22 protein-coding genes are annotated in these 22,295 nt (G+C 30.6%); 14 read left to right on the top strand and 8 right to left on the bottom strand.

Annotated features, from left to right (window positions below):
- The first annotated feature begins 209 nt into the window (after positions 1-209).
- On the top strand, positions 210-3,584 hold the full coding sequence (locus BUC03_RS10045) for a T9SS type A sorting domain-containing protein (protein ID WP_084112895.1): 3,375 nt from the start codon (positions 210-212) through the stop codon (positions 3,582-3,584).
- A 20-nt stretch (positions 3,585-3,604) separates the two neighbouring features.
- A complete protein-coding gene (locus BUC03_RS10040) occupies positions 3,605-3,805 on the top strand; it encodes a hypothetical protein (RefSeq protein WP_073151248.1) in 201 nt (66 codons plus the stop codon).
- Positions 3,806-3,868: 63 nt separating this feature from the next.
- Here the strand turns inward: BUC03_RS10040 and BUC03_RS10035 are convergent, their stop codons facing one another.
- From BUC03_RS10035 to BUC03_RS10025, 3 genes are all read right to left on the bottom strand, one after another.
- Complete coding sequence (locus tag BUC03_RS10035; protein ID WP_073151245.1) at positions 3,869-4,669, bottom strand: TIGR00266 family protein; 801 nt, start codon at positions 4,667-4,669, stop codon at positions 3,869-3,871.
- A gap of 86 nt (positions 4,670-4,755) precedes the next feature.
- A complete protein-coding gene (locus BUC03_RS10030) occupies positions 4,756-6,462 on the bottom strand; it encodes a DUF6029 family protein (protein WP_073151242.1) in 1,707 nt (568 codons plus the stop codon).
- The gene (locus BUC03_RS10025; protein WP_073151239.1) at positions 6,462-6,941 is read right to left on the bottom strand and encodes a TlpA family protein disulfide reductase; all 480 of its coding nucleotides are present in this window, start codon (positions 6,939-6,941) and stop codon (positions 6,462-6,464) included. Before BUC03_RS10025 ends, BUC03_RS10030 begins: the two co-directional genes overlap by 1 nt.
- Positions 6,942-7,083: 142 nt before the next feature.
- Between BUC03_RS10025 and BUC03_RS10020 the strand changes: the two genes are divergently transcribed.
- The 3 genes from BUC03_RS10020 (at position 7,084) to BUC03_RS10010 (ending at position 10,691) form a co-directional block, all read left to right on the top strand.
- Positions 7,084-8,829: a T9SS type A sorting domain-containing protein gene (locus BUC03_RS10020; protein ID WP_073151236.1), complete on the top strand. Its 1,746-nt coding sequence runs from the start codon at positions 7,084-7,086 to the stop codon at positions 8,827-8,829.
- Between the two features lie 61 nt (positions 8,830-8,890).
- Positions 8,891-9,622 (top strand): T9SS type A sorting domain-containing protein, encoded by a 732-nt coding sequence (locus tag BUC03_RS10015; protein WP_073151233.1) that lies wholly within the window; start codon positions 8,891-8,893, stop codon positions 9,620-9,622.
- Positions 9,623-9,632: 10 nt separating this feature from the next.
- Complete coding sequence (locus BUC03_RS10010) at positions 9,633-10,691, top strand: Omp28-related outer membrane protein (protein WP_073151231.1); 1,059 nt, start codon at positions 9,633-9,635, stop codon at positions 10,689-10,691.
- A 33-nt stretch (positions 10,692-10,724) separates the two neighbouring features.
- Here the strand turns inward: BUC03_RS10010 and BUC03_RS10005 are convergent, their stop codons facing one another.
- From BUC03_RS10005 to trxA, 3 genes are read right to left on the bottom strand one after another with little or no spacing between them, the layout of a single operon-like run.
- Positions 10,725-11,591 carry a hypothetical protein gene (locus BUC03_RS10005; RefSeq protein ID WP_073151228.1) on the bottom strand — a complete coding sequence of 289 codons (867 nt, stop codon included), beginning with the start codon at positions 11,589-11,591 and terminating at the stop codon, positions 10,725-10,727.
- Positions 11,592-11,597: 6 nt separating this feature from the next.
- Positions 11,598-12,305: a hypothetical protein gene (locus BUC03_RS10000; protein ID WP_073151225.1), complete on the bottom strand. Its 708-nt coding sequence runs from the start codon at positions 12,303-12,305 to the stop codon at positions 11,598-11,600.
- A gap of 43 nt (positions 12,306-12,348) precedes the next feature.
- Positions 12,349-12,654: a thioredoxin gene (gene trxA, locus BUC03_RS09995; RefSeq protein WP_073151223.1), complete on the bottom strand. Its 306-nt coding sequence runs from the start codon at positions 12,652-12,654 to the stop codon at positions 12,349-12,351.
- Between the two features lie 99 nt (positions 12,655-12,753).
- Here trxA and BUC03_RS09990 point away from each other — a divergent pair, with 99 nt between their 5' ends.
- The 4 genes from BUC03_RS09990 (at position 12,754) to hemN (ending at position 17,445) form a co-directional block, all read left to right on the top strand.
- Positions 12,754-13,986 (top strand): PAS domain-containing sensor histidine kinase, encoded by a 1,233-nt coding sequence (locus BUC03_RS09990; RefSeq protein ID WP_073151220.1) that lies wholly within the window; start codon positions 12,754-12,756, stop codon positions 13,984-13,986.
- A gap of 6 nt (positions 13,987-13,992) precedes the next feature.
- Positions 13,993-15,045 (top strand): response regulator, encoded by a 1,053-nt coding sequence (locus BUC03_RS09985; protein ID WP_073151217.1) that lies wholly within the window; start codon positions 13,993-13,995, stop codon positions 15,043-15,045.
- Positions 15,046-15,255: 210 nt separating this feature from the next.
- A complete protein-coding gene (locus BUC03_RS09980) occupies positions 15,256-16,068 on the top strand; it encodes a universal stress protein (protein WP_073151215.1) in 813 nt (270 codons plus the stop codon).
- 12 nt (positions 16,069-16,080) lie between these two features.
- On the top strand, positions 16,081-17,445 hold the full coding sequence (gene hemN / locus BUC03_RS09975) for an oxygen-independent coproporphyrinogen III oxidase (RefSeq protein WP_073151212.1): 1,365 nt from the start codon (positions 16,081-16,083) through the stop codon (positions 17,443-17,445).
- A 109-nt stretch (positions 17,446-17,554) separates the two neighbouring features.
- Here the strand turns inward: hemN and BUC03_RS09970 are convergent, their stop codons facing one another.
- The gene (locus tag BUC03_RS09970) at positions 17,555-17,938 is read right to left on the bottom strand and encodes a group III truncated hemoglobin (protein WP_073151210.1); all 384 of its coding nucleotides are present in this window, start codon (positions 17,936-17,938) and stop codon (positions 17,555-17,557) included.
- A gap of 6 nt (positions 17,939-17,944) precedes the next feature.
- Positions 17,945-18,238 (bottom strand): hypothetical protein, encoded by a 294-nt coding sequence (locus tag BUC03_RS09965; RefSeq protein ID WP_073151207.1) that lies wholly within the window; start codon positions 18,236-18,238, stop codon positions 17,945-17,947.
- A gap of 168 nt (positions 18,239-18,406) precedes the next feature.
- Between BUC03_RS09965 and BUC03_RS09960 the strand changes: the two genes are divergently transcribed.
- The 5 genes from BUC03_RS09960 (at position 18,407) to BUC03_RS09940 (ending at position 22,201) form a co-directional block, all read left to right on the top strand.
- A complete protein-coding gene (locus BUC03_RS09960; RefSeq protein ID WP_073151204.1) occupies positions 18,407-18,670 on the top strand; it encodes a DUF2089 family protein in 264 nt (87 codons plus the stop codon).
- Positions 18,671-18,672: 2 nt separating this feature from the next.
- Positions 18,673-19,260 (top strand): hypothetical protein, encoded by a 588-nt coding sequence (locus BUC03_RS09955; protein ID WP_073151202.1) that lies wholly within the window; start codon positions 18,673-18,675, stop codon positions 19,258-19,260.
- A 2-nt stretch (positions 19,261-19,262) separates the two neighbouring features.
- Complete coding sequence (locus tag BUC03_RS09950) at positions 19,263-20,630, top strand: alpha/beta hydrolase family protein (protein WP_073151199.1); 1,368 nt, start codon at positions 19,263-19,265, stop codon at positions 20,628-20,630.
- A 52-nt stretch (positions 20,631-20,682) separates the two neighbouring features.
- On the top strand, positions 20,683-21,324 hold the full coding sequence (locus BUC03_RS09945; RefSeq protein ID WP_073151196.1) for a spermidine synthase: 642 nt from the start codon (positions 20,683-20,685) through the stop codon (positions 21,322-21,324).
- A gap of 151 nt (positions 21,325-21,475) precedes the next feature.
- Positions 21,476-22,201, top strand: a complete 726-nt coding sequence (locus tag BUC03_RS09940; RefSeq protein ID WP_073151193.1) for a Bax inhibitor-1/YccA family protein — start codon at positions 21,476-21,478, stop codon at positions 22,199-22,201.
- Positions 22,202-22,295 lie beyond the last annotated feature (94 nt).

Below are 22,295 nucleotides of genomic sequence, written 5' to 3'. Positions count from 1 at the left end.
TATAACATATCGCCACAATTCTAAACTAGAATAAACCACTCTATAGAGTAATAATATTTATAAAAAAAACATAAAATATTTATAGATAAAACACATGCTTAAACGATTAAGCGTAAAATATTTCCGATTAAGTGTGTTTTTTGATTTAAAATAAACTAATTTTGAGTACTCAACAAACTCGTTATATGTGTTAAAAAACTACAATTGTTATGAAAACATCTACTACTACATCCATCTTTATAGGGGTATTTTGCTACCTATTTACCATGAGCGTTCACGCTCAAACTTATCAAAGGGCAACAAGTGTTCACACAGCTATAAATGTAGATAACTCTACTAATGCAATAGACTTAGATTTTGTAGATCCGCGAGGAAATCTCTCTACATATTCAACAATTAAAGCAAACTCTGGATTAGCCTTAGGTATTGGAGCTTATGACGGTTTACAAGCCTTAGAATACCCAACTATTGTTCCTGGAGGAACAACTACATATTTTAAATTAGGAGGTAATACAACTTTACTAAATAATTTATTAGGTAGCTCTGACGTAGGAGCTTTATTAGAAAATGTTTTATTTGGATTTCAAACTGTTACATTCTCTGCGTATGACGCATCTCAGAATCCAGTTTTAGTTAAAAGTTCTAATGATATAGATAGTGAAGAAGCGAGAGTAGTATCTAATGCTGCAGGTGAGTATTTTTTAGCTTTTACCCCGCCACTAGATTATAAATATATTCAAATACACCATGATTTAACAGGTACTGTTGGTTTACTAGATGAAACAGAAATATACCTATATGGTGCGTTTTATACTACCTCTTCTACATCTTGTGGAGGAGCAGAGTATACGTCTTGGTCTGCAAATGGAGGATTATTAAGTGTTTCTCTTCTTGGATCTGGTGGAGTTGACAATCCTGAAAATGTTATAGATAATGACCTTACTACATATTCTAAATTGAGTTTACCGACACTTTCTGTTGCTGGTAGTGTAGAACAAACTGTTTATTTTGATGGAGCTTCTAGCTCTAACTATCAAATAAATCTTGCTAGTACTGCAGACGTTGTAAGTTTAAACTTAATTAATAATGTTGATATTATAGGTTATAACGGTTCTACCTTAGTAGATTCAACTTCACTTTCAAGTTTATTAGATTTAGATTTACTTGGTTTATTTCAATCTAACGGCATAATTTCTATTCCTTATACTCCAACAAGTGCTATTGATAGAATTACTATCAGAATGTCATCATTAGCAAATGTATCTCTTACTTCTAGTTTAAGGTTATATGATGTCTCTAAAAACCCAACAGAATTAACCACCCAAGCAGCAACAGCAATTCATACAGATGGTGCTACTTTAAATGCTGATATGATCAATATAGATTGTGTTACTTCTTATGGTTTTGAATATAGTACAGATCCAAATTTTGAACCAGGAAGTGGCACTCAAATTCCTGTTACAAATTTAGCTAGTGGAAGTTTTAGTAACGACTTAACTGGCTTAAACGCTCATGAAACTTATTACTTTAGAGCTTATTCTACAATTAGCTCAGGCACAACTTATAATATATATGGAGAAGTTGAAAGTTTTACAACAGATTTTGTAACTTGGAATGGTTCTGCTTGGAATAATACAACTGGCCCAAATACAAATGGATCTGATGATGTTTTAGTTACTGGTGATTATACCTCAGATATAGATGGAGGAGGAATAGCTGTAGATAGTTTATTTATTAACTCAGGTGTAGTAATAGAATTAAAAAATAATGACAATATTGACCTTTACGGTTCTATTGACGCTACAAATGATCACTCTATAGATGCAAAAGAAGGATCTGTAACATTATTAGGTGAAGCTACACAAGTTTTAGATGGTAATGATTTTGTTGATAATACTTTAAATATTATAGAGGTTAATAAAGATGTAGATACGGAATTAGATGCCTATAATGAAATAAACATTATAGATAATTTTACTATAACTAGTGGAGATTTAAATTTAAATAATGGTGCTAATCTTGTATTTAAAAGTTCTTTAAACAAAACAGCTATTTTTGGAGAAGTTGCAGATTGTACTAATACCACTATCAATTATTTAGGTTTAGCAGGCTCTGCAGGGCGAGTTACTGTAGAAAGATTTATCAAAGCTAAAAGAGCTTTTAGAGGATTAACTGCTCCCGTTAATTGTATTAACCCTATAAAAAATAATTGGCAAGAAGGTGCTCAAAATTTAACTAGTAGTTATAGTAATAACCAAAACCCAAATCCAGGTTATGGTACTCATATAACAGGTAGCAACATTGCAACAACAGGGTTTGATGTTACTGCAACTACAAACCCCTCGTTATTTACATATAATAACATTTCCCAAAGTTGGGTATCGGTTACTAGTACGGTAACTACCACAATAACACCTGGTAGCGCATATTTATTAATGGTAAGAGGTGATAGATCTATTAATACAGAAATTAACAATCCAACACCTACCAATACCATATTAAGAGCAAGTGGACATTTAAATATTTGTGATTTTGTATTTAATCCTACAAGTTTAAGTCCTGTAGCAAATAATTATAATTTTATTGGAAACCCGTACCAGTCTCCTGTTGATATGAATTTAGTTCTTAATGATACAGAAAGTGAAAATGTAAACACCACAAGCTACCAAGTATATAATCCACACTTAAATACAAATGGAGCATATGTAATTGTAGATGTAACCGATGGGAGCTCTGTACCTCCTTCTTCTGTAGACCAATATTTACAGCCTGGTCAAGCAGCATTTATATTTACAGATTCTGATGGTGGAATCGCAAAAGTAACATTTAAAGAAAGTCATAAAACTAATACCTCTACAAATGATGTTATTTTTAGACCTTCTGCTTCAAACATAGATAATTCTATTAGAATAAATCTATACAAAAATTCAACTGAATTAATTGATGGGGTTAAACTGAACTTAAGTAATAATTTTTCATTTAATAAAGACAACGGAGATATTTACAAATCTGAAAACTTTGATGAAACCTTTGCACTAGTTAATAACAGTGAAGATTTTGCCATTGTAAGTGAACCAGCTCCTAATGACAGTAAAGTTTATCCTTTTAGTTTAATTAACTACAGAAATTCAAATTATAAATTTGAAGTTATTATTAGAGATCAAAACGGATTAAATTTTGCTATAAAAGATAATTATTTAAATAAAATTATCAATTTAAATGACGAAGTAAATTTATACGAATTTAATATTGATTTAAATGATGATTCTTCTAACTCTAATAGATTTGAATTAATAGTAACTAATGAAACTTTAAGCAACACTAATGAAGATTTTCTAAATTTTGTTGTTCATCCAAACCCAATTACAGAAAATTATTTCACTATTGAATCTTCTAAATTATCTGGTAAAGATGTAAATGTAGCTATCTACTCTATATTAGGTAAGCAAGTTTATAAAGAAGATCATCGTTTTGATAATAAAGCACTAAAAATTGAATTTAATCAATCCATCAGCAGCGGTGTTTACTTAATTAAATTAAACGTTGAAGATGAAACTTATACACAAAAATTAATTATAAAATAAAAATATAATTTTTTTAAACTATGAAAAGATTTAAGAAAAGATCAAAAAACCTATTAATTATTGCATTAATGTGTTTTTTCCAACAAAGTTATAGTCAAGGACTACCTACTGATGATGGAGATGTTATAGATAACCCTGGCGCACCCATTACAGGGTTAATACCCTTGGCTGTATTAATAGGTGCAGGTATTGGTTTTTTTAAGTTAAAAAATAAAAAATAACCTTATTTAAATTCACAAAAAAGCCCTGATTGTATCAGGGCTTTTTTTTAGAAAATAGTTTTATTAAAAACTGTTATCTCCGTCTAATAAATTTCCTAATCCACCCAAAATACTACCTTCTCCTCTTTGTTTGTTTCCGCTCTGTGGAGCTGCAGCAAAAACACGACTAGCCAATCTACTAAACGGTAATGACTGAATATAAACAGTACCAGGGCCTGTTAAGGTTGCAAAATAGAGTCCCTCTCCTCCAAAAAGTGTATTTTTAATTCCACCTACAAATTCTATATTATAATCTACAGTAGACTCAAAACCAATAATACAACCAGTATCTACTTTTAGACGCTCCCCTGCATTTAAATATCTTACTGCCGTTGTACCTCCTGCATGAACAAAAGCCATCCCGTCTCCTTCTAACTTCTGCATGATAAACCCTTCACCACCAAAAAAACCTCTTCCTAGTTTACGAGAAAATTCAATACCTATTGAAACTCCTTTAGCAGCACATAGAAAGGCATCTTTTTGACAAATAAATTTCCCTTTAAAATAATTTAAATCTATAGGTATTATCTTACCGGGATATGGAGAAGCAAAACTTAATTTTTTCTTACCAGGAACAGTGTTGTAAAAAGCCGTCATAAATAAACTCTCTCCAGTAATTAATCTTTTTCCTGCTCCAAAAATTTTACCCATAAAACTATTGTCTTTAGAAGACCCATCTCCTAAAATAGTATCCATTTTAATTCCCTCATCCATCATCATTAAAGCTCCAGCTTCTGCTACTACACCTTCATTGGGATCTAATTCTATTTCTACATATTGCATTTCTTCTCCAAAAACTTCGTAATCTATTTCGTGTGCGTTCATTATATATTATTTAGTAGATATAAATTTAAAAAAATAAAAAAAGCGATCTAAAAAGACCGCTTTTTTATTTTTTATTATTTTGTTTATTAGAACGAAGTAGAAAAATTTAATGTAAAGCCAGTATTTTGCGGTACATACCTACATACACCTCCTACGCATACTAAACCACCTCTTTGTCTACCAAAATTCACAGCCAATCTAGATGCCCCAAAACGGTAAGCTCCACCAATATTATAGTAATGGTTTTTATCTGTTTCGTAATGTGCCCCGTAATTATAAATATCCCAAACATACATAGAAAGGCTATTATTAAAATTATACTCTACAGTACCTCCTGCCCAATTTCCTCTATCTGCATCTGCCCACATATGCTCCATTTCTACTCTAATAGATTTTGAATTTTGAAAAGACCACGTACTTTCTAAAGATAATATATCTGCATTTACAACATCTCCACCTTCAATTAAACTTTTATCATAATATTGGTGGATATAGTAAAAACCAGTTCTCCAGTTCTTTTTAATTCTCTTTTTTATTTCAATATTGTAATCTGAGAAATATCGTTGACCTACCCCAAAAAATTCTGTATCATATTCTCTCGGAAAATATCTATACTTACCTGGTAAATTATACCAACTTGCTAAATTTACCGCTACACGAGTACCATATTTACCTCCTAATGAAGTACCTTTTTTAAATCTATAATAAACATCTATTTGCCCACCTGTTTCTCCAGATTTCATTTTATCTTCTCCTAAATAACTTACTTGATATTGAGCTTGATATACATAGATGTTAGCTAGGTTAGAATGATGTTGTTTGGTTAAACCAGGTACATAATTTAAAATTTTATCATTGTAGTTTAAACTTGTGTTATTAGCATCTATTCTTTCTGGCTCACGTTCAGACAAAAAAGTCATATTTTCTAATCTTCTAAGCATAACGTCTACGCCTAAACCACTTTTGGTATAACCAAAGTTTAATAGATATGCACTACCAGATTTTACTAACTCATTACTAATAGTATTTTGTAAACTTAAAGCAGCATCTTTAGATTTAAAGTTAGCTTCTCCATTTAAATAAAAAGAATTTTGAGAATAATTAACTCTTACACCAAAGGCGTTAGTTAACTCATTAAAATCTGGGTTTTCTAAATCTGCTTCGTCTATTTTTTCATATCTCCCCACATAAGAAGCTCCCACAGATAAATCTGATGTTTCAAAATTTAACCAATCTGTTAGGTAAAATTCAGAGTCAAATCCAAAAATATCACTATTTGCTACGTCAAACCCGGTACGTTGTTGACCATAGATTGCTTTTAGAGTAATTTCATTTGTAGGTCTGTAAATTATTTTACCTCCGCGCAATGCATTATTTATACCTAGTGCTCTATCTTCCCAAAACCTAAGTAATAACCCGCTACCAAATTGTTCGTAAAAATAACCAGCAGTAGCATCTATTTTATCAGATTTATAGTTTAGGTAGTAAGTAGCTAAATTAGTCCCCTCAAACTTAGGGTTGTAGTTTAGAAGTGCATTGGGCTCATAAGCCTCAACTTGAACTCCCGCTGTAAACTTACCATAATTATAATTGGCGTTAATGTAACTATTAGATCTAAAATGATTATCGTAATTAAAATCACCTAACTTACTATCATCTATATAGTATTGAGAATTACTTTCAACACCACCAAAAAAACGACCTTTAATTTTTTCTTTTTTCTGAATTGAATCTTGAGCATTAGAAGTAAAAGTAGCTACCAAAACAATTACAAAGAGTAATATTTTTCTCATTAAAGTGATTTTATTTCTTCAAATAATTCTTCTTCTGCCCCTTCTACATAACCATTATGTACATAAACAACTTTTTTGTTTTTTACTACAATTACATGAGGCACGTTAGAAATCTGCAGTGTTCTCTTTAATTCTTGATTTGTATCTAACAGAACTTCATAATCCCAATCTTTACCATTAATTAAAGGTTTCACTCTTTTTACTGTTCTAGCATCATCTACAGATACTGCTATTACATCAAAATCTACTTCTTCTTTCCATTCTTCAATATTCTCTGAGATAGATTCTAATTCACTTAAACATGGTGCACACCAAGTAGCCCAAAATGAAAATACATATACTTTATCTTTCTTGTTGTAATCTTCATAAACATTTTTATAATCATTATCTAGATTTTTCAGCCTAACATTTGGCATTTGAGATTGAGCGTTTATAAACAAAGGGGTTAAGCAAATTAAGAAAACAAATATATTCTTCATTATTTATTAAAATTTAGTTAATATGCATCAAATATATATATTTTTAAGGCATTAACAATCCTATAAATATTAAATACTCTTAATTATTAATTAATCATAAAATAATTTATATTTGTTACAATTAACCACAAATCATATAGAGATGAAGAAAAAATTACTACTTACTTCTGCATTTGCTTTAATTAGTAGCTTAGCTATCCAGTCACAAACAATTGTGTCTACAACTCCAGAAAACAAAAATGTTATTCTAGAAGAATTTACTGGTATAAACTGTGTCTATTGCCCTTCAGGTCATGCAATTGCAGAAAGTATTAGAAGTTCTAACCCTAACGATGTTTTTTTAATCAATGTACATACTGGTGGTTATGCAATTCCTTCTGCTGAACAACCAGATTTTACTACAAGTTTTGGATCTGCTCTAGCTAGTCAATCTAACTTAACGGGATACCCTTCTGGAACAGTTAATAGACACGTATTCTCTGGTCTAGAAATGACTTCTGGAGGTACAGCGATGAGTAGAGGCAATTGGCAATCTGCAGCTAATCAAATATTAACACAAAGTTCTTATGTAAATGTAGCCACCCAAGCTAATGTAGATGTGGCTACTAGAGAAATTACAGTTTTAGTAGAAGCTTATTTTACTGCTAATGGCAACTCTACAAACAAACTAAATTTAGCTTTACTACAAAATAATACCGAAGGACCACAAACTGGCGGTAATATGGGAGATAACTATGTTCATCAACATAGACTGGTACATTTAATTACAGGGCAATGGGGAGAAGATATTACTACTACCTCTCAAGGATCTTTTATTTCTAAAACTTACACTTATACAATACCAAAAGATTATAATGATATAGGTGTAGAATTAAGTGAATTAGAAGTTGTTGCTTTTGTAACCGAAGGTAACCAAGAAATTATTAATGGCCATGGTACAGATGTAACTTATAGCTCAAGCTACAACAATGAAATTTCTCTTTTTAGTGTAAGTGAAATTGAAGATTCTTGTGATGGTCATATTACACCAGAAATTACCATTTCTAACTTAGGTAATACCCCTCTAACTTCATTAATTATTGATTATAATATCAATAACGGCACTACCTATTCTTATACTTGGACAGGTAACTTAGTTCTTGCTCAAAATGAGACTATTACTTTACCTGAACAGGTAGCAAGCATTCAACAATCAAATATCGTAAATATTTCTATCCCAACTGATGAAGATACAAGCAATAATACTAACTCTATTTCTTTTAATACTTCTTTAGAAGGTACTAGAAATATTACAGTAGAGGTACGTACAGATTATTTTCCTGGTGAAATGACTTGGGAGATATACGACAGTGCAGAAACTTTAGTTGCTAGCGGAGGTCCATACGTTGGTAATACAAATGGTTCTGGTGGCGGTCAAGACGCATTTACAACCAAATCACACTCAGTTACTTTACCACAAGCAGATTGTTATACGGTAAAACTATTAGATTCTTACGGTGATGGTTGGGCTTTTTGGGATAGCACTGTTCCTACGGCTGGATTTGATATATATTCTGGAAGTAATTTATTGTACACTATTGACGGTAGTAACTTTGGATCAGAATTAGAAATTGCAGGAGCATTTAGAGCTAACTCAACACTTGCTGTAGATCAAAATGATTTAAAAGCTATAACTATTTATCCTAACCCATCGACTGGTAAGTTATTTGTAAGTAACTTAGATAATTTTGACATTAGTATTGCCGACGTTAGAGGTGTATCTGTATTAACTGCTAAAAATTTAAAAAATAATACTCCAATTAACATCGAAAGTTTAGAAACAGGAGTTTATTTCGTAAATTTAAAATCTGAAAATACACAAAAAACAATAAAATTAATTAAAGAATAAATAAACCTAAGAAGAAAGAGATTTTATAAAATTCTCTTTCTTCTATTTTAAAAAGAAAAATATGAAAAAGATACTATTACTTTTATTCACTACTATTTTAACTATTCCTGCAATTGCACAGATTAGTATTACTGATCATAGCGGTAACGCAATAACTAATGGTCAAGAATTTAAATTTTCAGAATTAGGACAGCTTTTTGCTGAAGTAGGAATTAAAATCACCAATAATGGCAGCTCAGATGCATATATACTAGGTGAAGTTGTTAGCATGTCTAACGCCTCTGGTAGTAATTTACAATTTTGTCTTGCAGAGGTTTGTTACGCAACAATTACTTCTGCTACATCTTACCCACTTACTACACCATTAACATTAGCTCCTGGTGAAAGTAATGGTGATTATGATCATTTCTTTAATAATTATGATGGTAATGACCCAAGCCAGCCTGTAGTGTATGAATTTAGATTTTATGAAGTAGATGCTTCAGGTAATGAATTAGGGGATATTGTTTCTTTTTCTTACACTTACGACAAAACCCTAAGTACTAAAAAATACAATTTAGAGAATATTGGTATCACTGTTTACTCTTCGATGGTTAGTGATCAATTTAAATTTAACACAGAAGAATCTACTACTTTAAAAATATATAGCCTTACAGGTAAAAAAGTATATGAAAGAAACTTCAATAATGGAGAACAAGTAGTTTCTACTTCAAAATTGAGCAGCGGTATTTATATTATAGAATTTGTTACAGAAAAAGGATATAGAGCAGCTAAAAAGATAGTCAAAAAATAATTAAATAAAAATGCTAAAAAATAAAAGATTATCTGTTTTACTTTTATTATTTACTATTCTTACCATTCAAAGTTGTAGTGAAAATTACGAAATAATACCTTCCATTAACCCAGTACTTATCTCTTCAGATAATACATTAAGTATAATTGGTAACCCTGTTATTTTAAAAGCTACACAAGATGGAGAAGATATTACAGATGAAGCTATTTTTCAAGTAAACGGCGAGCCTATAGATGGTAACACCTATAATTCTAACGAAGTTGGAGAATTTTCTGTAACAGCAACTTATCAAGAAATTACTTCTGAAACTTTAGTAATTGAATACCATAACGGTACAGAGGTAAACTTTAAAAAAAGAGTTTTAATTGAAGACTATACAGGTACTTGGTGTGGGTATTGTGCACGAGTTGCTTATGCAGTAGAGCAGGTATTAGAAAATACTTCTAATGCTGTTTTAGTAGGTATACATAGAGACAGCTCTAACCCTAACGATGCTACATATGATCCTTACAACTATGACACCTCTTCTATTGAAGAAGATTTAGAAGCTGTTGGCTACCCTAAAGGTTATTTAAATAGAAATATATTATGGGAAAGTCCAGAACCAGAACACGTTAGTCAAGTTTTAGATCTTACACAAGGAGAAAACCCTAAATTAGGTCTTGCTCTAACTAATACTATAGAAAATAATAGCGTTAGTCTTGATATAAATGTAAAAATTGCTAAAACTTTTACAGAACTAAAATTAGTAGTATATGTTTTAGAAAACGGACTTATTTACGAGCAAAAAAACTATACTCAATATTTTGATGGAGAAAACCCAATTGAAGGGTTTGAGCACAACCACGTATTAAGATCTTCTATCACTAATCTTACTGGAGATACTATAAATATTTCTAACTTTGATGAAGACAACATTTATACAACAAATTACACCTTCTCAATTCCTGAGAATGTAAGTAACAGTGAAAATATAGAATTTGTTGCATTTGTTATAGATGAAAATGGTACAGTTATAAACGTTAGAAAATCTGGTACTAACGAAACACAATATTTTGAACAGATTTAAATTTTAATTTTAAAATTACAAAAAAAGCAATCTCTAACAAGATTGCTTTTTTTGTATTAAATAATTAAATTTCAATACATTAATTCCCCAAAGAGTCAATTTTTGCTCTACTATGAGCTCCCCTTCTATTTCACTCACAATTAATTGATCTTTAAAAGACTTAATATACTTTAACCATAAAGTATTATTTACATCTTTTAATAGAAAGTAAAAACCACTATCTCCAACTTTTTTACCAGACGATTTTAAAATTAACTCACCTTTTTCTCCTACATAAGGCTCTAAAATTACGGTAGCATTACCATTAGGAAGCGGAAAAATTGCCTTTATACAAGTTTTTCCTGAAGGGATAGTACAAGTACCATAAATACCAGAATAAATAACCTCTCCACTAGTTTTAAATGTTCTATACCAAAAAGTATACTTAATACGTTTAGTAATTGGGTTTACAAGATTAATAATTTCACTTTTTAAAGAATCTGTATCTTTAATAGTTTTTGTAGGAATATTTAATTGCTTTAAACGATTGCTAAATAAAAATTGCAGTAAAAAACCAAATATTTTAAAAAACGGATTCCAAGTAACTTTTAAACCTAAATTATAATTAGAAGTATTCACATAAAAATCAATAACTTTTTTAGATAGTTTTTCTACCTGCTCTTCAGGTAAATTCAACTGCTCTATATTTCTAATTAAACCACAATTTGGCAATTCTCTCTCTAAAACTAAATTTTCTTTTTCTGCAAGTTGATTAATAAAACCTTCTCCTGTAATATTTAAACTCCCAAATGGCCCTATTAACCAAGAGTGTTTATTTATATTTATTTTTTTTCCAAAACTAATTACCCATTGCTGGGTTAACCAATCTTGCAAACGTTGTACGGGATAGGCAAATGCCATGTTAAATTAGCTTTTAATAAAATTAGAAATAATATTTTTCTTTCCTTCCCACTCTCCAAACTCAGAAATTGGATAAAAGCGTAACGTGGTAAATTCAAAATGAAAATTTTTACGTTCTCTCTCTTCCATGGCCTGAAAATGTCTTTTAGGGTAAGGTACAGAACTATGACCATGTACCATATCTCTCATTTTTTTTTCAGACTCCCAAATAGAAAAGGTAGAAACGGTTTTTGGTAACCTAATTGTAGCTAGAGATAACAAAGTTGCAGGATGATCTCTTACCAATTTCTCTACAGGTCTTCCCCACTTTATAAATCTTGGTATTTCTAAAAATTTCATTCTTGCAATAGTAACTGCTACAACAGGCAAATCTTGAGGTAAATATTCTTTATTATCAGGTATTTTAAATTTTTCAAATTTTCCCCATTGTCTAATAAAATTTAGTTTAGTGTACCAACCTTTAGCTAGCTTTTTTCCAAATTTATCGTTAGCTAAAAAATCTTCTATTGCCTGTTCATTTTCCCACTGAGCAAAAATTGCTACCTGTCTAACCAACACTCTTTTAGTTGAAAAAACTGGAGATCCTAACGTCATTCCTGTCATATATTCTGCGTGAATTAACCCTTTTATATTTTTTGAAAGAGGATTAAAAATTATTCCCTTAAAAGCAGATAAGTAAGAGGTTTTTATTAAATGATAGGTAAATATGCTCATTAATTATATTATGGAGAGTAACTATAAATTTATTTTGTTAAAACTATTTATTACCTTTTTCATTAATAATAGATATTAAATTTTGTTTTGACAAAACTCCAGACTCACGCCACACTTGCTTACCTTCTTTAAATAAAATCATGGTAGGCACACCCCTAACTTGATATTTACTAGCTAAATTTTGATTTTTATCTACATCTATTTTCACAATTTTTAATTGCTCTCCTATCTCTACTTTCACTTCCTTTAAAATTGGAGCTAATGTTTTACAAGGGCCACACCAATCTGCAAAAAAATCTACCAAAACTAATTTATCTTGACTAATAATTTCTTTAAAACTACTTTTCATTTTATTTCTATTTAATAATACTTTAAAAATAAGCTTTCATTCTTTAACAATCCTATTTTCTAAAATAAATACTACCTTCAAAATTACTATTTTTGAGTTATGAAAAACTTTGAGGAACTTAATAAACACAACTTCGGAATTTTATTTGAATCTGTTTCTGAAGGAATTATTGTTGTTAATAGCAACCAAATTATAGTAGCCAGTAATAATTCTGCCAACCAAATGTTTGGTTACAAACAAGATGAATTAAAAGGGCAACATTTAGACGTTTTAATTCCTCAAAAATATGTACACAACCACCAAAGCCAAGTAGATGGCTTTATGAAGCATAGTAGCCACCGCCAAATGGGTAGCGGCAGAGACTTGTACGGATTAAAAAAAGACGGACATCAATTTCCTGTTGAAGCAGGATTAAACCCTTTTGAACTAGAAGGTCATCATTACGTGATGGCAATGGTTATAGATATTAGTATTCGTAAAACACAAGAAAAACAAATATTAGAACTAAATAACCAACTAGAACACAAAATTGAAGTAAGAACAGAAGAGCTGCACCAAACTGTATTAGAACTAGAAGATGAGATTACAAAACGTAAAGAGGCAGAAAATAAGATAAAAGAATCGCTACGTAAAGAACGAGAACTTAATGAACTTAAAACCAAATTTCTTTCTCTAGTTTCTCACGAGTTTAAAACTCCCCTTAGCGGTATTTTAACCTCTACCACTCTTATAGGTAAATACACACAAACAGAACAACAAGAAAAAAGAGACAAGCACCTTAAAACAATAAAAAGTAAGGTAAAATACTTAAATAATATTTTAGATGATTTTCTTTCTGTAGAAAGATTAGAAACAGGTAAAGTAAGTTATAAGTTTAGCCATTTTCCGCTAAGTAAAGTAACTAACGAAGTGATTTATGATGCTAATATGCTTTTAAAAGAAGGGCAAAAAATTAGCTACCCTACAAATATTGATGATATATATTTAGATTTTGATGAAAAGATTTTAGAGCTGGTACTTACCAATTTAATTAATAATGCTATAAAATATTCTCTAGAAAATACTACCATAGATATTGAAGCATTTACTAAAAATAACCTTCTTTATATCACTATAAAAGATGAAGGTATTGGTATTCCTGAAAAAGAACAAAAATTTATATTTAAAAGGTACTTTAGAGCAGAAAACGCACTGCTAAACCAAGGTACTGGTATTGGTTTAAACATTATTAAAAGCCATTTGGAAAACCTTAACGGAAGTATTAATTTTACCAGTGAAATTAACAAAGGAAGTACATTTACCGTTACAATTCCGCTAACTTCAAATCAATAATCTATTATGAAAACTATTCTTCTTATTGAAGATGATACTGCTTTACGTGAAAATACTGCAGAACTCTTAGAACTTTCTAATTACCAAGTTACCACCGCACCTAACGGAAGAATAGGAATAGATAAAGCCTTACAACTAACACCAGATATTATTGTTTGTGATATTATGATGCCAGAAGTAGATGGTTATGGTGTATTAGCTGCCTTAGCCAAAAATGCTTCTACACAACATATTCCGTTTATATTTCTTTCTGCTAAAACAGAGCATAAAGAAATACGCAAAGGCATGAATATGGGAGCAGATGATTATTTAACCAAACCTTTTGATGAAGAAGAACTAATTAGTGCCATAGAAAGTAGGTTAGCTAAAGCAAAAATTTTAGCTGAAAATATTATTAAACCAATTACTGTTGAAGTTGAAAAAGAAGATAGTGTTAGAAATTTAAATGAGCTTAAAAATTTGTTTGATGATGAAGGGGAAATAACTACTTACAAAAAAGGAGAATCTATTTATACAGAAGGAGATCACTCTAATTTTGTATATTTAATTTTAGAAGGTGTAGTAAAAACACACCAAATGGATGAAAACGGAAAAGAACTTATTACCGCTCTTTTTAAACCTGATGAGTTTTTAGGCTTTACTTCTTTTGAAGATAACATTCCTTATCAAGAATCTGCTACTGCAGTAGAAAAAACAGAACTTGCAGGTATTTCTAAACAAACATTAAAAGATATTTTAGAGAGTAACAAAAAAGTTTCTTTAGAATTAATGAATGTGCTTGCAGATAATTTATCTGAAATAAAACAACAATTACTACAAATGGCTTATAGCTCTGTAAAAAGAAAAACAGCACAAACCATTTTGCAGTTTGTTAAAGTATTAGATAAAAATCCTTCTGAAAATATTAAAATTTCTCGTGGAGATTTAGCAAGTGTAGCAGGTATTGCTACAGAAAGCTTAATAAGAACACTCTCTGCTTTTAAAAAAGATGGACTTATAGAAATTGAAGGAAGAAATATTAAAATTCTTGATGTAGAAGGGTTAGAAGTAATGGAGTAATGCTATCACTTCATTTTTTGCGTTAGGGATAGTAGTGAAAATCCCGCAGCAAGTTGTAACGTGAGTGCAAACTTGTGAGGAATTGTAACGCATAGCCCGACCTAAAAGGTAACGCCCATATTATTTTACTAATTTATAGAAAACTGATTTTTATCATTTTTCACCCTCTTCTCTTCTTCTACATTTGCTTTATCATAAAAGTAGAGGAAGATGAATATTTTAATGCCTACAGATTTTTCTGAAAATTCTTGGAATGCTATTAGCTATGCGTTATCGTTTTTTCAGAATGTATATACCAATTTTTATTTTTTAAATATTGAAACTAATGATTGGGAAGAGACAGATGTTAAGGTTGCACAAAGCACTGCTACCAACACCCAGCAGTCTTTTCAGGTTTTATTAACACGTTTGGCTAAAGAGAAAAAAAATAACAAACACCAGTTTTTTACGGCTACAGAGTCTGGTAATTTTATAGAAGCTATACGCGAGCAGGTTACAAATAAAGAGGTAGATTTTATTGTAATGGGTACGCAAGGTGCTAGTGGTTACAAAGAAGCAACGGTAGGTAGTCACTCTACAGATGTTATTACTAGAGTTAAATGCCCGGTTTTAGTAATACCAGAAGATGCTAGATATACAGAACCTAAACGCATCACCTTTCCTACAGATTTTAATATTTCTTATAAAAACAAAGTAATTCATACCTTAAAACAGGTTTGCCATTTTAATGAGTCGGCATTAAGTGTTTTGTATTTATCTAAAAAAGAAGAAGATTTATCTGAATCTCAAGAGAGTAATAAAAACTACTTGAAAGAGCAATTAATGGAGCTAGAACATAGTTTCCATTTTACACAAAACAACACGCTAGAAGAAGCGGTACAGTCTTTTGTTACTTCTCACGAAACACAAATGATTACTATGATGGCTAAAAATTTAAACTTTTTTCAGCACATTTTGTTTCACCCTTTGGCAAAAAAAATAAGCTATCATAAAGAGATTCCGTTTTTAGTTTTACACGAATAATTTACAAACTATATGTGCCAACCACTTGTTCAAAAATATAATATTCCTGGTCCTAGATATACCAGTTACCCAACCGTACCTTATTGGGATAATTCTAGCTTTTCTTTAAAAGATTGGAAACAATCGGTAACCACTTCTTTCACAGAAAGTAATGAAACAGAAGGCATTAGCCTTTACATACATTTACCATACTGTGAAAGTATGTGCACATTTTGTGGTTGTAATAAACGTATTACTAAGCGCCACGAGGTAGAGTTACCGTATTTAACTTCGGTTTTAAAAGAATGGGAGCTTTACTTAGATATTTTACCTAAAAAGGTGAAAGTAAAAGAAATTCATTTAGGTGGCGGCACACCAACTTTTTTTTCTCCTGAGAATTTAAAGTTCTTAATTAAAGAACTTCTAAGAAAAGTAAATTTGGCAGAAGCATATCAATTTAGTTTTGAAGGTCATCCAAATAATACTACCAAAGCACATTTAGAAGCTTTGCAAGAAGTAGGTTTTACCAGAGTAAGTTATGGCGTGCAAGATTATGATGCAGCGGTACAAAAAGCAATAAACAGAATACAGCCTTTTAATAAAGTAAAAGAGGCTACCAAATTGGCTCGCGAGATTGGTTATACTTCTGTAAGTCATGATATTATATTTGGCTTACCTTTTCAAAGTATTGATGCTGTTAAAAATACTATTTTAAAAACTAAAGAATTAATGCCAGACCGCATTGCTTTTTACAGCTATGCACACGTACCTTGGATTAAAGGAAACGGGCAACGTGGTTATCATGAAGCCGATTTACCTTCTGCAGAAACCAAAAGAGCACAATACCAATTAGGCAAAGAGCTGTTAGAAGAAATGGGGTATGTAGAAATAGGTATGGATCATTTTGCGCTAAAAACAGATTTACTTTACCAATCTTTAGAGGCAAAACAATTACACCGAAATTTTATGGGGTATACCGCTTCTAAAACAAAATTAATGATTGGTTTAGGGGTTTCTTCTATTAGTGATAGTTGGTATGGTTTTGCTCAAAACACTAAGAGTATTGAAGAATACCAAGAGCTAGTAAACAATGGTATTTTACCAGTTTTTAGAGGACATTTATTAAACCAAGAAGATTTAATACTTAGAAAGCATATTTTAAATTTAATGTGCCATTTACAAACAGAATGGCAAGAAAATGATTTGCATTTTACAGAACTGCCAGAAGTATTAGAACGCCTTACAGAAATGAAAAATGATGGGCTTCTATCTATTACCAATAACACGTTACAAATAACAGAAAAAGGGAGACCTTTTGTAAGAAATATATGCATGGCGTTTGATTTGCGCCTGCAACGAAATAAACCAGAAACCAGATTATTTTCTATGACGGTTTAAAAGTAAAAATGAAAGTAGGTTGAGTTAAGTTAGTAGGTTAGAAAAAGCATCTCTAGAGTTTATAAATAAATTCTGAAAGAGATGCTTTTCTTTTTTAGATAAACCTCTATTACTTCGGTCTTGCCATAAAAATTTTCATTTGAAAATTGGTTGCCATATTTCTAGCATTAAATTTTGCTCTTTCTGCCAATTCTCCTTCAAAATACTCATCTAAGGTATTTACCCAAAGGTTTAACCAAACTCCAAAATGCTTTGCTTCTATTTGGTGGTTATATTTATAATCTACTTCTATGTGTGCTCTACCTGGTCTGCCTCTATAGCTACCTGCATAAAGTAAATTACTCTCCCAAAAATCGGTCAACTTTTCTAGGTGGTGGCTCCAATCTGTTATGGTTTCATTAAAAAAAGAGCCAATCTCGGGATTGGCTCTTACTTTATCGTAAAACCGATGTACAAGTAACTGTACATCGTCTCTATTTTCTATTTGTTTCATATTTTATTACAACAACATCATTAATCCGTGGTACAAAATAAATAATAAATTTACAGATATACTTGCTACTAACGAATTAAAAACTTGTTTAGACGGTAAATTAGAAAGTACTGCCGTATTATAGCCCATAGAGATCATTACTACTGCAAATAATTGAATCATTTGTAAAAATCCGTGACCTGTCATTAAAATAAACATTGCTGCAATAGCACCTAAACAACTAGAAGCAATTATACCTATAGCAGCACTACCGTAATACATTTCTTTAAACTCTCCGTAATATTTTTGATAAACTGACATCTTATATTGTTTTTAAATTATAGTATAAAATTACTACCGAAGCAGTGTTTATAAAATGACATTTATCAGGTTTCAAAAAAAAAAATTATCTCTAAAAAACTATGAAAATTTTAATTTTATTCATTTTATGTTTAATTTTATTTAAAATTAAGTTTAATAAATTTAAAAATGGCTCAACTTCCTGTAAAATGCCCTAGTTGTGAAAACACCTTAGAGGTAAGTCAGCTTTCTTGTAATAATTGCGCAACTGTAATTTCTGGTAAATATGCTTTACCAGCTTTAATGCAATTATCTGTAGAAGATCAAAATTTTATTCTTCAGTTTGTTTTAACTGGCGGAAGTTTAAAAAAAATGGCAGCGCAATTAGAAAAGAGCTACCCTACTGTAAGAAATAAATTAGATGATATTATAGCTCAACTAAATTCAAAATAAAAATGAAAAAAATATTCTTTCAGCCTTTTGAAAATTATTCTGAAACCAAACTAATTAGTATTGGGCTAGCAGGTACATTATTAGGTTCTCTTATCGCTTTTGCTTTTCATGCTAGGTTTGATGGGGTTTTAGATCTACATTTTGTAAATGAGTTACATTTTTACGCTCCGTTTACAGACAACTTTATAAACATTATTTTTCTTACTATTTTTCTTTTTATAGCAGCCATTCTTACCTATAAAAAAACGAGAATTATAGATATTTTAGCAACTTGTATACTTGCTAGACTACCATATTACTTACTAAGTTTTGGTAACATTAATAACTACTTATTAGATATTACACAGCAATTAGTAAACATTACATTAAAAAACACACAAGCAATTTCTATAGGTGTTATAGATGTTTTATACATCGTTATTTTTGCTCTCTTTTCTATAGTGCTATTGGTTTATTATTTCTATTTACTTTTTAAAGGATACAAAATTGCAACCAATGCAAAAGGAGCTAAACCTATAGTATTTTTTATTATAGCAATTCTTCTTGCTGAAGTTTCTTCTAAACTTAGTATTTACACATTAAATTATTAATTATGAAAAAGATACTACTACTATTATTTTTGGTTACCAATTTATGTATTGCGCAAACTATAGAAGGAGATTGGTACGGTGAGCTAAGCATACAGAATACAAAACTACCTACCGTATTTCATATAAATAAAATAGATACTGATTTTAGTGCTACGATGGATAGCCCTAGTCAAAATGCTTATGGTATTCCGCTAGATAGCGTATCTTTTATTCAAAATAAATTAACTATTACGCAAAAATCTATTCAGATAATTTATGAAGCAGAATTACAACCAGATACTACACTTGTAGGTACTTTTAAACAAAGAGGTTACAGCATCCCGTTAACTTTAAGTAAAAAAGTAGTTGTTACAGAAGCTCCCAAAAGGCCGCAAACTCCAGAAGCACCGTTTTTATACTCTTCTGAAGAAGTACATTTCACAAATAAAATAGATAACATTAACCTGTACGGGACTTTAACTTTACCAAAAGGGAAAGAAAAATTTCCTGCAGTGGTGCTTATTTCTGGTAGCGGACCCCAAAATAGAAATGAAGAAATATTGGGCCATCAGCCTTTTTGGGTGTTAGCAGATTACTTAACCAATAATGGCATTGCTGTTTTACGTTATGATGACCGTGGTACTGCTGCTTCTGAAGGAAATTTTAGCACAGCTACTACTTACAACTTTATAGATGATGCGCAAGCTGCAGTAAATTACTTAAAAACCCGACCAGAAATTAATTCTCAAAAAATTGGTGCAATTGGCCATAGTGAAGGTGGTATTATTGCTCCTGCCCTTGCTAGCAAAAACAAAGTAGATTATATAGTTTTACTTGCTGGCCCTGGATTAAGAGGAGATAAAATTTTAAATCAGCAGCGTAAAAAATTAGAAGAAATACAAGGTATAAATGCACTGGCTACCGCTCAACGTCAAGCTATATTTCAAGAGGTATACCAAGAAATTTTAGATACTACTTTAACTAGTAATGAGACTAAAACCAAAACCTTAAATATTTTTAAAAAACACTGGGGTGCTATGGTTAGTAATACAGAACTTGAGCAAATAAATAATCAAATAAACTCTAATTGGATGAAAGAGTTTATTAGGTTAGATCCTACTCAATTTCTTACAAAGGTGAGCTGCCCTGTATTGGCTCTAAATGGAGAAAAAGATATACAAGTATTAGCAAAAGAAAACTTAGATGCTATTACAAAAAGTGTAAAACAGTCTGGCGCCCCAATCACTACTAAAACATATCCTAATTTAAATCATTTGTTTCAAGAAGCAACCACTGGAAGTGTACAAGAATATGGAGATATTGAGCAAACCACAGCTCCACAAGTTTTACAAGATATTACACAATGGATATTAGAACAAGCCAATAATTAATATATTTAGATTTGTTTTCACAAAACCTATTTCACTAAAATTATTAATATATATGAAAAAAACCTTAAGCTATATTTGGCCACTTACTAAAAAAATAAAATCTGATTATAGCGGAGATTTAGAAGTGACTTGGCTTAATGGAAAAAAAATACTGGACACTAAAAACGCAAATTACTCATACGGAGCCTTACACGAAATTTTAGATATTGCTCTAGAAAAAACTAATGCAGACAGAAGCGGACAGGTTTTGGTGTTAGGCCTAGGTGGCGGTAGTATTTTACAGCTTCTAAGAGAAAAATATAATTTTTACGGAAAAATTACTGCAGTAGAGATAGATAAAGCTATTATTAAAGTAGCAAATTCAGAATTTAACATTCAACAATACGCTCCTATAGAAGTAATTTGTGAAGATGCCTCACAATTTGTTCAGCAACATCCTCATAAATATGAAACCGTAATTGTAGATATTTTTATAGATATTAAAGTACCAGAAGCATTTTTTCAATTAGTATTTTGGCAAAACTTATCAAAGCTTCTTTCTACAAAAGCTACTGTTATTTTTAATGCTGGTATTGGGCAGCAACACATCAAAGAAATTGAAAACCTTCTTCAGCAAACTAAAAAAATATTTTTATTTAAAAAGATAGAACACGTAAAAGGTACTAATACCATTTTGTTAGGTCAAAAAATATAAATTTTTAACCTTATACTATAGTTTAAATTTCATTATTTTAAACCCTATTTCGATACGATTTACCTTACACAAAGGATTAATTTAAATAATTTACAACTTAATTAATTCATTTTTAAATAAAACTTATATTTTTACTTAAAAACCAATTTTCATGAATTCTAATTTTTCTGAGGCTTCTACTTATGAAGCTCCTGTATTAACACAAGACGAAATTAAAAAAGCGCAAGCTGGCTTTATTACCAAAGTCTATAGCTGGATGACTTTAGCATTAGTAATTACTGGTTTGGTAGCAATTATTACCGTCTCTACCCCTTCTCTTTTAAATGCAGTGTTTGGAAATAAAATTATTTTCTTCGGACTTATTATTGGAGAATTTGCTTTGGTTGCTTATTTAACCTCTGCCATTAAAAATATGTCTGCAAGTACCGCTATTGCATTATTTATTGCCTATGCTGCTTTTAACGGTTTAACGTTATCTTTTGTGTTTTTAGCATACACATCTGGTTCTATTGCCTCTACATTTTTTGTTACTGCTGCAACTTTTGCCGCAATGAGTGCTTATGGTTATTTTACTAAACAAGATTTAACCAAAATAGGTAATTTATGTTTTATGGCACTTATTGGTATTGTAATAGCCTCTATCGTAAATATTTTTCTTCAGAATGAAATACTATATTGGATTGTTACCTATGCAGGAGTATTAATTTTTGTAGGTTTAACTGCTTGGGATACCCAAAAATTAAAAAGAATTGCGGTAGAAGGAAACGAAAACTCAGAAACTGGTCAAAAACTTTCTATTATTGGAGCCTTAACTTTATACTTAGACTTTATCAATCTTTTCTTATTCTTACTACGTATTTTAGGAAATAGAAAATAAGTTTTTAAAATATAACTTTTCGTCATTCTGAATTTATTTCAGAATCACATCAAACTCTTCTACTCATCCAGATGAGATTCCGGATCAAGTCCAG

Source organism: Mesonia phycicola (assembly GCF_900141885.1).
Lineage (GTDB): Bacteria > Bacteroidota > Bacteroidia > Flavobacteriales > Flavobacteriaceae > Mesonia > Mesonia phycicola.
This window is presented reverse-complemented; position numbering and strand designations above follow the sequence as displayed.

Coding starts and splice junctions, on each gene's coding strand:
- BUC03_RS09985 (WP_073151217.1), top strand. CDS start 13,993: ATGAAAACTATTCTTCTTATTGAAGATGATACTGCTTTACGTGAAAAT.
- BUC03_RS09945 (WP_073151196.1), top strand. CDS start 20,683: ATGAAAAAAACCTTAAGCTATATTTGGCCACTTACTAAAAAAATAAAA.
- BUC03_RS09970 (WP_073151210.1), bottom strand. CDS start 17,938: ATGAAACAAATAGAAAATAGAGACGATGTACAGTTACTTGTACATCGG.
- BUC03_RS09955 (WP_073151202.1), top strand. CDS start 18,673: ATGAAAAAAATATTCTTTCAGCCTTTTGAAAATTATTCTGAAACCAAA.
- BUC03_RS10005 (WP_073151228.1), bottom strand. CDS start 11,591: ATGGCATTTGCCTATCCCGTACAACGTTTGCAAGATTGGTTAACCCAG.
- BUC03_RS10000 (WP_073151225.1), bottom strand. CDS start 12,305: ATGAGCATATTTACCTATCATTTAATAAAAACCTCTTACTTATCTGCT.
- BUC03_RS10040 (WP_073151248.1), top strand. CDS start 3,605: ATGAAAAGATTTAAGAAAAGATCAAAAAACCTATTAATTATTGCATTA.
- BUC03_RS09990 (WP_073151220.1), top strand. CDS start 12,754: ATGAAAAACTTTGAGGAACTTAATAAACACAACTTCGGAATTTTATTT.
- BUC03_RS09940 (WP_073151193.1), top strand. CDS start 21,476: ATGAATTCTAATTTTTCTGAGGCTTCTACTTATGAAGCTCCTGTATTA.
- BUC03_RS10020 (WP_073151236.1), top strand. CDS start 7,084: ATGAAGAAAAAATTACTACTTACTTCTGCATTTGCTTTAATTAGTAGC.
- BUC03_RS09965 (WP_073151207.1), bottom strand. CDS start 18,238: ATGTCAGTTTATCAAAAATATTACGGAGAGTTTAAAGAAATGTATTAC.
- BUC03_RS09950 (WP_073151199.1), top strand. CDS start 19,263: ATGAAAAAGATACTACTACTATTATTTTTGGTTACCAATTTATGTATT.
- BUC03_RS10015 (WP_073151233.1), top strand. CDS start 8,891: ATGAAAAAGATACTATTACTTTTATTCACTACTATTTTAACTATTCCT.
- BUC03_RS10010 (WP_073151231.1), top strand. CDS start 9,633: ATGCTAAAAAATAAAAGATTATCTGTTTTACTTTTATTATTTACTATT.
- trxA (WP_073151223.1), bottom strand. CDS start 12,654: ATGAAAAGTAGTTTTAAAGAAATTATTAGTCAAGATAAATTAGTTTTG.
- BUC03_RS09960 (WP_073151204.1), top strand. CDS start 18,407: ATGGCTCAACTTCCTGTAAAATGCCCTAGTTGTGAAAACACCTTAGAG.
- BUC03_RS10025 (WP_073151239.1), bottom strand. CDS start 6,941: ATGAAGAATATATTTGTTTTCTTAATTTGCTTAACCCCTTTGTTTATA.
- hemN (WP_073151212.1), top strand. CDS start 16,081: ATGTGCCAACCACTTGTTCAAAAATATAATATTCCTGGTCCTAGATAT.
- BUC03_RS10045 (WP_084112895.1), top strand. CDS start 210: ATGAAAACATCTACTACTACATCCATCTTTATAGGGGTATTTTGCTAC.
- BUC03_RS10030 (WP_073151242.1), bottom strand. CDS start 6,462: ATGAGAAAAATATTACTCTTTGTAATTGTTTTGGTAGCTACTTTTACT.
- BUC03_RS09980 (WP_073151215.1), top strand. CDS start 15,256: ATGAATATTTTAATGCCTACAGATTTTTCTGAAAATTCTTGGAATGCT.
- BUC03_RS10035 (WP_073151245.1), bottom strand. CDS start 4,669: ATGAACGCACACGAAATAGATTACGAAGTTTTTGGAGAAGAAATGCAA.